Origin of the sequence: Streptomyces sp. WAC05292, from assembly GCF_003949955.1 — a bacterium.
Taxonomy (GTDB): domain Bacteria; phylum Actinomycetota; class Actinomycetes; order Streptomycetales; family Streptomycetaceae; genus Streptomyces; species Streptomyces globosus.
This window is the reverse complement of record NZ_RPSE01000234.1, coordinates 1-9,737: the sequence shown is the minus strand read 5'-3', so window position 1 is coordinate 9,737 and position 9,737 is coordinate 1. Positions and strand designations below refer to the sequence as shown.

At 73.9% G+C, this 9,737-nt stretch carries 9 protein-coding genes and 1 pseudogene; 7 read left to right on the top strand and 3 right to left on the bottom strand.

Going from position 1 to position 9,737, the window contains the following annotated elements:
- Window positions 1-169: 169 nt before the first annotated feature.
- On the bottom strand, window positions 170-1,339 hold the full coding sequence (locus EF903_RS21840; RefSeq protein WP_185902760.1) for a methyltransferase domain-containing protein: 1,170 nt from the start codon (window positions 1,337-1,339) through the stop codon (window positions 170-172).
- Between the two features lie 5 nt (window positions 1,340-1,344).
- Window positions 1,345-1,488 (bottom strand): hypothetical protein, encoded by a 144-nt coding sequence (locus EF903_RS34220; RefSeq protein WP_185902759.1) that lies wholly within the window; start codon window positions 1,486-1,488, stop codon window positions 1,345-1,347.
- Between the two features lie 200 nt (window positions 1,489-1,688).
- On the opposite strand from EF903_RS34220, the gene EF903_RS21835 reads away from it, so the two are divergent.
- The 6 genes and pseudogenes from EF903_RS21835 to EF903_RS21810 all read left to right on the top strand — a co-directional run bounded on the left by EF903_RS21835 (window position 1,689) and on the right by EF903_RS21810 (window position 7,895).
- Window positions 1,689-1,943, top strand: a complete 255-nt coding sequence (locus tag EF903_RS21835; RefSeq protein WP_125545710.1) for a hypothetical protein — start codon at window positions 1,689-1,691, stop codon at window positions 1,941-1,943.
- Window positions 1,915-2,430, top strand: a complete 516-nt coding sequence (locus EF903_RS21830) for a DUF6879 family protein (RefSeq protein WP_125545708.1) — start codon at window positions 1,915-1,917, stop codon at window positions 2,428-2,430. Before EF903_RS21835 ends, EF903_RS21830 begins: the two co-directional genes overlap by 29 nt.
- Before the next feature lie 20 nt (window positions 2,431-2,450).
- The gene (locus EF903_RS21825) at window positions 2,451-3,305 is read left to right on the top strand and encodes a helix-turn-helix transcriptional regulator (protein WP_125545707.1); all 855 of its coding nucleotides are present in this window, start codon (window positions 2,451-2,453) and stop codon (window positions 3,303-3,305) included.
- 79 nt (window positions 3,306-3,384) lie between these two features.
- On the top strand, window positions 3,385-4,368 hold the full coding sequence (locus EF903_RS21820) for an NADPH:quinone reductase (RefSeq protein ID WP_125545705.1): 984 nt from the start codon (window positions 3,385-3,387) through the stop codon (window positions 4,366-4,368).
- Between the two features lie 159 nt (window positions 4,369-4,527).
- Window positions 4,528-5,748: pseudogene (locus EF903_RS35380) on the top strand (MFS transporter); the annotation flags it as partial.
- Window positions 5,749-5,984: 236 nt separating this feature from the next.
- Window positions 5,985-7,895 (top strand): C1 family peptidase, encoded by a 1,911-nt coding sequence (locus tag EF903_RS21810; protein ID WP_125545701.1) that lies wholly within the window; start codon window positions 5,985-5,987, stop codon window positions 7,893-7,895.
- Between the two features lie 56 nt (window positions 7,896-7,951).
- Here EF903_RS21810 and EF903_RS21805 read toward each other — a convergent pair whose 3' ends face one another.
- Window positions 7,952-9,133 carry a DUF418 domain-containing protein gene (locus EF903_RS21805; protein ID WP_125545699.1) on the bottom strand — a complete coding sequence of 394 codons (1,182 nt, stop codon included), beginning with the start codon at window positions 9,131-9,133 and terminating at the stop codon, window positions 7,952-7,954.
- Window positions 9,134-9,281: 148 nt separating this feature from the next.
- On the opposite strand from EF903_RS21805, the gene EF903_RS21800 reads away from it, so the two are divergent.
- Window positions 9,282-9,737, top strand: a 456-nt coding sequence (locus EF903_RS21800) for a GntR family transcriptional regulator (protein ID WP_148142552.1), incomplete at its 3' end; no start/stop codon positions are given.

Sequence of the window (9,737 nt, the reverse complement as noted above, 5' to 3'; positions counted from 1 at the left end):
CTGCTCCCCACCCCCCTCTCCCCGAAGGGCCGCCCGCGGGGGTGGGGCGGCCCTTCGGCACGCCCGCACCCGTACCGGCCGACCCCTGCGGCGAGTTGACGAAGCCGCGTCGGGGCAGTGCCCGGTACATGCGCCAGGGGCCGGAGCACAGGCGGGGCGCGCGGCCTGGTCAGCCCGCTGAGGGGACAGGGTGGTCAGGGGAGTCCAGCCAGGCCCGCTGCCCGTCGCCGTCCACGGTCAGTCCGAACCGGTCGAACCCTGGTCGCCCCTGGCCCTCCCACCAGAGGTGGGCGGCTTCCGTCTCGTCCCACAGCCGTCGCGGGCCGGACTGCACCACTTCGAAGGAGTCGGCCCCCGGCACGTAGTCGGCGGACGCCCACGACAGCGTGTCGGTGCTGTAGGTCCACAGTGTGTAGGCGCCGTCCTCGTAGCGCTCCACAGCCCAGAAGGCGCCGGCCATCTGGAGCCCGACGGCGAACTGTTCCACCCACCCGCCCACGTCGGCGGGTGACAGGTCGGTCGTGCCCCTGGAACCGTCCGCGGGCCACGGCCGGCCGTTGAGGTAGGCACCGTGCGGGGGCCGGTCCGCCCGCTGCTGCCGCAGACGCATGAAAGCACTGGAGCGCGTGAACCGCCCGCTGGCCGTTCCACCCTGCACCGTCAGTCGGGCGATCGCCTCACCGCCGTACAGCGTTCCCCACGGCGTCACGATCACCCCGCCCGTCGTTGTCTGCTCCACCCAGGCCCGGGGCACCTCCCGGACCGAGCACGTCGCGATGACGCGGTCGTACGGAGCTCCCGGCAGGTGCCCCTTCCGACCGTCGCCCACGACCAGGCGCGGGGACAGCCCGGCGGTTCGCAGGTTCTCACCGGCCCCCTCGGCGACGACTGGGTCGCACTCGACGGAGACGACGTTCCCCTCACCGAGCCGGTGAGCGAGAAGTCCCGCGTTCCACCCGGTCCCGGTACCGATCTCCAGGACCCTGTGCCCGTCCCTCACGTCGAGATCCTTCAGCATCGAAAACACCATGTGAGGCCGGGAACTGGAGCTGGACGGCGTGTGGCCGAGCCCGTCCCCGGTGTGGCTGCCGTCGTCCCACTGAGTGGTCAGCGGGATGTCGGAGTACACCGCCCTGAACCAGCCTTCCGGATCCTTCATGCGGTCCACCACGGGGTTCTGCCGGGTTCCGTCCTCGATACCGGGCCAGATGCGGTCGGGAACGAACATGTCCCTCGGGACTGCTCCGAAGGCGGGCAGCCAGTCGTGCCGCAGAGCACCCGAAGTGATGAGCGCGGAGGCGAGCCCGGAAGGGCCCACCTCTTCAGTGCGTGTGGTCACCGTGCCTACTTGCCCGTGGTGGGACCGGAGCCGTCCGACGTGTTGCCGCCCTCGTCCGAGCCGCCCCCGCCGTGCCTGGCCCCGCTGCTGCTGTCGTCCTGCTGGCTGCCGCCCTGGCCGCTTCCGGCACCGCCGCCGTGCTTGGGCATCCCGTGCTCCTTCGCTCAAATGGTCGGGGGTTTCGCGGTCTTGCCGTGATGACCAGACGCTAGAGGGCACGGAGAACTCCTCTCCACCAACTTGCATGCGCTTGCACGCCACTTCGCCGCAGGGCGGTCTTGACTGTCTGCGCGGCATCGTGAGGATGGCGATGCAAGTTCAGGCAAACCACATCCGGAGAGAGGCCGTCATGGCGCTACGGTTCGTTGGGATCGACCCGAACACCGACCTTGAGCACTGCCCCACCGTCTGGGCTGACGCGGAGGCGGGAGAACTGGTGTTGCAGGGATGGAAGGCAGACCCCGCACTCCGCGCGGCCTGTGAGGCGAGCAGCCCGGCCACGGGCCCGATCCCTGACAGTGAGGAAGTCATCCGGATTCCGGCCCGCCTGGTGCCGACGATCAGGGAAGCGTGCGATGCCGTCGAGCGTTCCGCCGTTCAGTGAGCTGCTGGCCAATGCCCGGAGGTCCGCGGTGCATTTGGAACTACGGGACGACTACGGGACCAACCCTCGGCTGGAAGCATGGCAGCGCGGGGAACGTGTCGACTGGGACGATCGTGACTCCTGGTTCCATCCGTTCCACCAAAGCATCGCGGAGGCCGTCGCCCGCGGGGTGGTAGTGCGCCGCGCCCGCGTGGTCTCGGAGCCCGTCAGCGAGTACATCCGGTGGGAACACTACGCCACGCGCGCCAACATCATTGCCGGTGAAGACGTACGCTGGCTGCCGCGTGACAGGGCGACGGGTTTCCTGATCCCTGCCAATGACTTCTGGTTGTTCGACGGGGAGCTGATCCGTTTCCACCACTTCGCCGGGGACGGTCGGCACGTCATGGATGAATTGAGAACCGATGCCGTCACCCTGGAGCTCTGCGGCAGTGCATTCGAGGAAATCTGGCAGCGGGCAACCCCGCACAGCGAATACGTGATCTGAGTCGACCGGACAGTCAATTCATGCCATCCCCTTCGTCGAAAGCCCAGGCAGCCAGAGAGGCCGTCGCCGCTCGGCTGCGGGAAATCAGGCTCGACGCAGGCATCACAGCCCGTGAGTTGGCTGCCCGGTGTGGGTGGAGCGAGTCGAAGTCGTCCCGGATCGAGCATGCCAAGACGCCACCCGGCGATGCGGATATAAGGTCCTGGTGCGCGGCGTGCGGCGTCCCGGAGCTTGCCGAAGACTTGATCGCCTCCAACCGGCAAGCGGATTCCATGTACGTCCAGTGGAAGCGTCTCCAGCGGACCGGACTGCGGCAGCTGCAAGAGTCGGGTGTACCCCTCTACGAGCAGACCCGGCAGTTTCACGTGTACTGTTCCAACGTCGTTCCTGGGTTCTTTCAAACCCCGGAATATGCGACGGCTCTGCTGACCTCGATCGCCAGATTTCGCGGAACGCCGGACGACGTGGAAGAAGCCGTGAGTGCGCGGATCAAGAGATCGCGTGTAATCCGTGAAGGTGATCACCGATTCGCTGTCCTGGTCGAGGAAGCGGTCCTGCGGTACAGGATTGGCGGCGCGGAGGTGATGGCTGCCCAGCTGGGGCACCTGCTGTCCGTGATGGCGCTGCCCTCGATTTCGCTGGGAATCATCCCGTTCACGGCACCCCGACCGGCGTGGCCGCTGGAGACATTCACCATATTTGACCGTGAGCGGGTTCACGTGGAGACCTTGTCGGCGGCCATCAGGGAAACGCAGCCGAGCGATGTGGCGCTGTACATGAAGGCTTTTGCCAATTTGAAACGGGCTGCATCCTACGGGCCGGACGCCCGCGCGCTCATTACATCGGCGATCAGCTTTTTGGACGCTCGGGGTTGAAGGCGGGCACCTGCGAGGAGTTGACGAAGCCGCCTCCGGGCAGTGCCGCTGCTTCCGCCGGTCTTGCGAGGATCGGGCCATGCGTGCAGCCTTCATCCAGGAACTTGGCCCCGCCGAGAACATCCGCTACGGCGAGATGGACCCGCCCGTGCCGGGCCCGACCGACGTCCTCGTCGACGTCGAGGCGGTCTCCGTCAACCCGGTCGACACCTTCGTGCGGTCGGGGCTCTTCCGCACTCCCGTCGACTTCCCGTTCGCCGTGAGCCGCGACCTCGTCGGCACCGTCGTCTCCGCGGGACCCGGCGCCCCCGGATTCGCACCCGGCGACCGCGTCTGGTGCAACAGCCTGGGCCACGGCGGACGCCAGGGCGCCGCCGCCGAGCAGGTCGTCGTCCCCGTCGACCGGCTCTACCACCTTCCGCCCGGCGTCGACGCCGCCGAGGCCGTGGCCGTCGTGCACCCCGCGGGCACCGCCTACCTGGCGCTGTTCACCCACGGCCGGGTGCGCCCCGGCGAGACCGTCCTCGTCGCCGGGGCCGGGGGGAACGTCGGCAGCGCCCTGGTGACCATGGCCGTGGAGGCCGGCGCGCGGGTCGTCGCCACCGCCGCCGCCCGCGACGCGGACCACTGCCGGTCCCTGGGCGCGGCCGAGGTGCTCGACTACCGCGACCCGGACCTCGCCGCCCGCATCCGCGAGTGCAGCCCCGCCGGGATCGACGTCCACATCGACACCTCCGGGCGGAACGACCTGGCCGCCGCCGTCGAGGTGCTCGCCCCGCGCGGCCGCATCGTGCTCCTCGCCGGCGCCCGCTCGCAGCCCGTCCTCCCCGCCGGACCGCTCTACATGAAGGACGGCTCCGTCGTCGGCTTCGTCATCTCCCACGCCACCACCGCCGAACTCGCCGAGGCCGCCGTCGCGATCAACCGCCTGATGGGCAGCGGCAGGCTGCGCGCGCGGTCCGTCGAGCGCGTCCCGCTGTCCGAGGCCGCCCGCACCCACCGGCGCATCGAGGACGGCGAACTCCACGGCAGCCGCGTCGTCCTGCTGCCCAAGGAGTCCTGACGGCCGGAGTACGGGCCCACCCGGCCCGCCGGGGGGCGCGGGCCCGCACGCACCGCGCCCCCCGGGCCACGCCCCGCACGCCGCCTGGCCGCCTGGCCGACCTGACGCACTGACCGGCGGCCCGGCGCCGCCCCCGCCGGCCGCTGCGAGACTCGCGGCATGGACCATCCCCCGCAGCCCGTGCCCGCGCCGCGGCGGACCGGCCGGGTGCCGTTCGCGCTGCTGGCCTGTGTGCAACTGCTGCTCAACGCCTCGGTGTCGGTGACCTTCGCCGCCGGGCCGGCCATGGCGCGGGAGCTCGGCCTCGGCCGCATCGACCTGGTCCTCGACAGCTCCGCCTACGGGCTCGCCTTCAGTGGGCTCCTCCTGTTCGGCGGCCGCCTCGCCGACCGGGCCGGCCCGCGCCGCCTGTTCTGCCGGGGCACCGCCCTGTTCGCCGCCGCCTCGCTGGCCGCGGCCCTCGCGCCCGCCGCGCCGTTCGTCCTCGGGGCCCGCTTCCTCCAGGGCTGCGGCGCCGCCATGGCCGCCCCCGCCGCCATGGCCCTGCTGCGGGCCGTCCACCCCGAGGGCCCGGCGCGCTCCGCGGCCCTGGCCCGCTGGGGACTGCTGAGCAGCCTGGGCGCCGCCGCCGGGATCGTCCTCAGCGGGCTCCTCACCTCCTGGCCGGGCTGGCGCTGGAGCTTCGGCGTGCTGGGGGCCGTCGCCGCCGCGGCCCTGGTCCTCGCGCCGCGCTTCCTGCCGGCCGGGGCCGCGCCCATACGGGTCCCCCCGGACCTGCCGGGCGCCGTCCTCGGCACGCTCGCCCTGTGCTCCCTCGGATACGGCCTCGTCATGGCCGGCCCGCACGGCTGGACCGCCGCCGCCGTCCTCGGCCCGCTCGCGCTCGGGTCGGTGCTGCTCGCCGCGTTCGCCGCCGCCGGGCGGCGGTCGCCGGCCCCCCTGCTGCCGCCGGGCTTCCTCGCCTCCCGCCGCAGGGCGACGGCCCTGGTGTGCGCGATGCTCGGACCGGCGATCGGCGCGAGCACCGCCTTCCTCCTCGCGCTGTGGTTCCAGCAGGAGCGCGGCTGGTCCGGGCTGCAGAACGCCCTCGCGTTCGTCCCGTACAGCGCGGTGCTGGTCGGCGTCGGCTTCGCCGCGGGGCGCACCGTCGCCCGCCTCGGGGTGCGCACCGTCGCGGCGGGCGGGCTCGCGGCGATCGCCGCCGGGCTGTTCCTGATCGGCGGGGCGGGGCTGCGTACGGGCTCCGAGGCCGCGGTCCTCGCCGGGCTGGCGGTCCTCGCGGCCGGCAGCGGCACCCTCGTCTCCGCGGCCGTCGTCGGCGCCGTCGGCACCGTCCCGGACGGGCAGTCCGCCCTGGCCGGGGCGGTCGTCAACACGGCGATCCTCGCCGGCCCCACCGCCAGTCTCGCGCTGACCACCTCCGCCGCGGAGGCCCGCACCGCCGCCCTGCTCGCCGCCGGCGACCCGCAGGCCGCGACCGGCGGGTACGCCTTCGCCTTCGAGGCGGCCTGCGCCGTGTTCCTCCTGGCCGTCCCCTGCGCCCTGTACGGGCTCCGCCCCGGCCGCGGGGGGACGCTCCCGGGTCTTGTATGCAGCGCAGCAGCCGGGGGGCCGCCATGCCGGAGCAGTCGAACGGGTCCGCCCGCACCGCGGGGGAGCTGCGGGCGAGGCTCGCCTCGCTCGGGGCCCGCTGGACGGTGCTGGAGCACCTCGCGGACGGAGAGCTGCTGCCGCGGCCGCCGCTCGGCCTGGATCCCAAGGTGGAGCCGACGACCGCCGCCGAGGCCGGCACCGTCGACCTGCGCGCCTTCGCCGGCCGGCCGAGCGCCAACCCGCACCTGACCCGGCGCCGCGCCGCGCACGGCCTGCTCGGCCCCGGTCCCGGCCCCGGCCGCGGCCCGCTGCCCGGGGCGCGGCCGGCCGCGGTCGACTGGCGCGGCCGCTGGGGCCGGCCGTGGCTGACGAAGGTCAAGGACCAGTCCCCGTGCAGCTCCTGCGGGGCGTTCGGCGCGGCCGGCCTGGTCGAGTCGATGGCCCGGATCGAGCACTGCGTGTGGGCGGAGCGCTCCCCGGGCGACGTCCACGACGGGCTGCGCCTCGCCTGCGGGCAGGGCTGCGGCCCGGAGACGGCCCTCGACTGGATCCGGGAGAACGGCGGCATCGCCGACCCGGACTGCTGGCCGTACTCCCCGCCCCCGCCGTCCGTTCCCGCCGACCGGCAGGCCGGCTGGCGCGCCGAGTACACGCCCGGTTGGGACCGGTCGGGCCGGACCGTCCGCATCGGCGGGTACGTCCGCCTCGGCGACGTCGAGCAGCAGAAGGTCTGGCTCGACACCGTCGGCCCGCTCACCGCCTGCCTCGACGCGGACGACGACTTCCCCGCGCTCGGCGCGGGCGTCTACCACCGCACCGGCGGCCGCCCCGCCGGCGGGCACTGCGTCCTGGTCGTCGGCTACGACGACGCCGCGGGCTGCTGGCTGTTCAAGAACTCGTGGGGGCCGCACCACCACGTCGGCGGGTACGGCCGGATCGCGTACGGGGAGTCCGGTGTCGACCACTGGGCCAAGTGCGGGCTGACCGGCACCGACGTCGACCCGTGGTCCAGGCGCCGGCTGCACTCCGGCAACGTCTACGAGAGCGGCAACGGGCGCGCCCACCGCAACTTCGAGATGGTCGCCACCGCCGGGGGCGGCCGCCTGCGGCACTGGTGGCGCGAGGGCGACGCCCCCTTCCCCTGGGCCCGCGCCGCCCTCTTCGCGGGGGACGCCTCCGGGCAGCCCGCCTTCACCGGCTCCACCTACAACCGCAACATGGAGACCCTGCACGTGACGACCGGCGGCCGGCTGCGCCACTGGTACTTCGAGCAGTCCGCCGGGTCCTGGCGCGACGGCGGCGCGTTCGGCCCCGGCGACGCCGCGGTCGGCTCCACCCCGGCGCTCATCCAGAGCGACTACGGCAAGCCCGGCAACTTCGAGGTCGTCGTCCGCACCGCCGACGGCCGCCTGAACCACTGGTGGCGGATCAACGGAGCCCCCTGGACGTGGAACGACGGCGGCCGTTTCGCCTCCGGCATCGCCCACTGCGGGCCCGCCCTCGTCCAGACCCGCAGCCGCTGCCTGGACCTGGTCGCCGCGCGCACCGACGGCCGGATGCAGCGGTGGTGGCGCGACGACCCGCACGGCTTCACCTGGCGGCCCGGCGAGGTCTTCGGCAGCGGCGCCGCCTCCGCCCCCTGCATGATCGAGGGGCAGGACGGGGCCGCCGACGAGGACACCGCCGGTACGTACGAGCTGTGCGTCGCCGTCGCCGGCGGCCGCGTCGAGCACTGGCGGCGCAGCGCCGCCGCCGGGTCCGCCTGGAGCCGCAGCGCCGTCTTCGGGCACGGCGTGCAGGCCGTCACCGGGATGCTCCAGGGCAGCTTCGGCTTCAACCTGGAGGCCGTCGTCCTGCGCACCGACCGCCTCCTCCAGCACTACTGGCGGGACGGGGCGGGCTGGCACGAGGGGCGGGTGATCGGCCCCGCCTGAGCGGACGGCGCCCGTCCGGCCGTACGAGGGCCCCGTCCGCTCGGGGACGGCGGGGGTCAGGCCCGGCGCCGGCCGATCAGCCGGTGCTGCACCGCCTCCAGCGGGCCCCGCTCGAAGCGCCGCAGCCACAGCACGGACCCGGCGGCCAGCGCCGCCGACACCGCCGCCCACAGTCCGATCACCCACCAGGGCCCGCTCCCGGCGAGCCGGCCGGCGAGGCCCAGTCCGAAGCCGTAGCAGACCAGCATGCACAGCACGTTCTGGCCGACGTACGCGGACAGCGCCGTCCGGCCGATCGCGCCCAGCGCGCCCGCCCCGGGGACGGTGAAGCGGTCGAGGGCCCAGCCGATGAGGCCGATGTAGCCGACCGCGACGAGCGGCGCGACGGCGTAGCGCCCGAGGAAGAAGAAGTCGTCCCCGCCGAGCCAGGCGGCCGCACCGAGCGGCAGGCCCGCCCCGAGGCCCCAGCGGGCCATCCGGCCGCGGATGCGCCGCCCGGCGTCGGTGGCCGCGAACGCGCCCGCCCGGTAGAGGCGCACGCCCAGCAGGAAGAGGAAGACGAGCAGGCCGAAGGTGGCGACGGGCTCGATGCGCAAGGCGAGGGCGTTGTCGAGGCGGAAGCGGACCTGGTCGGCCCAGCCGCCGTCGGCGTACAGGGCGACGGCCTCCGGGTCGGGCCGGCGGTCCTCTCCGTCGGGGGAGGCCGCGAGGGCGAGGGTCAGCAGGCCGACGAGGAGGAGGTGCAGGCCGCCCGCCGTCCACATCACCGCGTTCCGCACCCGCTCGGATCGGGCCAGCAGCCAGGCCGTCAGCAGCGCGGTGACGGCGTACCCCATCAGCACGTCCCAGGCGAAGACGAGCACGAAGTGGACCGTGCCCTCCAGGAACAGGAACGCCGCCCGCCGCGGGTACCGGCCCGGCCACGGCTCGCCGCGGCGCGCGGCGGAGTCGTACTGGATGGCCAGCCCCACGCCGAACAGGACGGTCAGGAGGGCGAGGAACTTGCCGTCGGCCAGGAAGCGGAACACGGACTGGGCGATGTTCGCGGCCGAGGGGTCCGCGAGCGGATCGGGGACGTCCAGACCGCCTTGGAGCACGCCCCACTCGGAGCCGGGCGCGGCGAAGATCCAGACGTTGGTCATGAGCGTGCCGAGGATGGCGGCGCCGCGCAGGACGTCCAGCAGCGGAAGCCGGGTCGCGGTCACACGGCTCCCGGGAAGGGTGGTGGTGTGTGCCATGGCTCAAGCGTCCCGGCGCGCCCGGCCCCGTACCTCGTGCAGGTGGAGGAAGCGGAGGTACATCCTTCGATGCAGCGGAGCGGGCCCGTTCTCGTCCGCATCGTGGAACGCCATACGCATGTATGGCACATGTATCTATGCTGTGCGCATGCCCGCCCCCGCCCCGGCCACCGCGCCGGTCGCCGCGCCGGTCGCCGCGCCCGCCTCCGCGCCCGTCGCCGCGTCGGCCGCCGACCGCGTCTACCGGCACGTCAAGGAGCACGTCCTGGACCGCCGGTACGAGGGCGGCACCCTGCTCACCGAGGGCGGCCTAGCCACCGCCGTGGGCGTCTCCCGCACCCCGGTGCGGGAGGCGCTGCTGCGCCTCCAGGCGGAAGGGCTGCTCCGGCTGTACCCGAAGAAGGGCGCGCTGGTCCTGCCGGTCTCCGCACAGGAGATCGCCGACGAGCGCCTCCAGCCGGTCCAGCAGCGCGGGCGGCGCGGCCGCGGGCCTGGTGGTGCTCGTCCCGCTGGTGCTGTTCCTGCGGGACGGCCCGGAGGGCGCCGGGGCGGGCCCGGCGGCCGCCGCCGCGGTGCCGGGCGCCGGGCGGGCCGGGTTCGTCCG